2 protein-coding genes are annotated in these 1,524 nt (G+C 39.0%); both read right to left on the bottom strand.

Annotated features, from left to right (window positions below; all coding sequences use genetic code 11):
* A partial coding sequence (locus L1D50_RS22985; RefSeq protein ID WP_239966931.1) for a glycosyltransferase family 25 protein occupies positions 1-664 on the bottom strand: 664 nt, incomplete at its 3' end.
* A gap of 229 nt (positions 665-893) precedes the next feature.
* Entirely contained in the window at positions 894-1,394 is a 501-nt protein-coding gene (locus L1D50_RS22980; RefSeq protein ID WP_128727104.1) for a hypothetical protein, read from the bottom strand.
* Between the last annotated feature and the right edge of the window lie 130 nt (positions 1,395-1,524).

The following is a 1,524-nucleotide window of genomic DNA, read 5'->3' as shown; positions in this document are numbered from 1 at the left end:
GTTTTGCTCCTGTAACGCGTGGTGCTCTATCTATGGTACTAGCAAACTTTTCGCCATGGCTGACAGGACAAGGACTCATTACGAATACACTCAGCTCTTTTTCCCAAAAATGTTGATAATCAATATCGATCGGCCTACCAAAAGGAATTGATTTGGATAATATTTTCTTTGCCCCCTTAAGACTTACAAGCTGAGCAACCGTTCCTGCAGGTACTTTATTTTGCATAAATAACGATAGCGATTTGTTTAGGGGGAAGCTTGCAATCGGAGTTCTTTTGTTCTTCTGAGACTGGAATAGCTTGATCATATCCCACTCAAATGGCAGTGAAGCAATCATTTGGTCTATCTGTGCTAAGTCGTTGTGTAGTTGAAAATCATCTTCAAAAATAAAAGCATAGGGGAGTTTTAACTCAACAATTCTGCTTAGTGCTTTCATGTGACTTAGATAACAACCTATCTCTCCTAGCGTTAAAGGGCGAAAATACTGTTTAGCATTTTTTTTCTTACAATAGCTCGCGCCTAATACATCTGCGTTCAGCTCTGCTCCTTTCACTGCGCTAACCCTTTCAAAGGGGAGTGAGAATTTATCAAATTGAGAAGTAGACTCTGCTAGTCTATCTGTACAAGAGTCTAAATTGATGAGAAAAATATTCGGTTTGGTCACAATAATGCATACATCCACATAATAAGTACACCAGAGTGTGCGGTTTTTGTGTGACGATGGAATGAAGAAATTAAGATATAGAATCGAAATTAGCAACCTAATGTAGAATCTATCCAAGCTAAATCAGACTAGTTGAAGGAAGTCGAAAACGCGTGGAATGCTAATCTGAACTAATTCAGCTAATCAATCGATAAGCGGAGAAGCAGGGTTTTTCTCCGCGTTTTGGATTTTATTTCTCAGTTACATTAAACGTAACTATCCATGGCGTGACTTTATCAAGACCTTTGCCTAGTTCAATTGCGATTTTGCTGGTCGAGCTCGGTGACATAATTTGCGTACGCATCAGGTCACCACTTTTCTGGCTATCACCTACCCAAGAGGGATCTAAACACTGCTTTGCAAGACCTTGCGCATAGTTATGAATTTTTACTGCGTTTTCGTATTCTTTGAACTGTTCTGAACAGGTATATTTTGTTTTACCTAAAGTACTTTCTATAATTTGACACTTGTTGCCAACTAGATGTGCTTTTGCCTGCCAAGAGTTAATCAACTTTGTACCAACTTCAGCGCCTTTAAGCGCAGAAAACCCATTTGAAGATGCACTTAGAAGCGTATTTAGCTTTTCACACCCCGACATATCATCAAGCTTTTCTTGTTGCTCAGGAGTCAGTGTTGAACATCCGACAGCTGTCAACCCTGCCAACATTAGAGCGAGTAATCTTGTTTTCATAAACCGTTCCATACTGTTCGCAATAGCACCACTAAAGTTAGACTAATATTTTGCCACTGCATAGTTGTAAGACTATGAGAAGTTTACCTTATTTATATGAATAGGAGTTGATCTAATTACAGATTTATCC

It is taken from the genome of Pseudoalteromonas sp. Isolate6 (genome assembly GCF_022398435.1).
Classification (GTDB): Bacteria; Pseudomonadota; Gammaproteobacteria; order Enterobacterales; family Alteromonadaceae; genus Pseudoalteromonas; species Pseudoalteromonas galatheae.
Note: the sequence above shows the minus strand (reverse complement) of the source record. Positions and strands in the feature narration are given on the sequence as shown.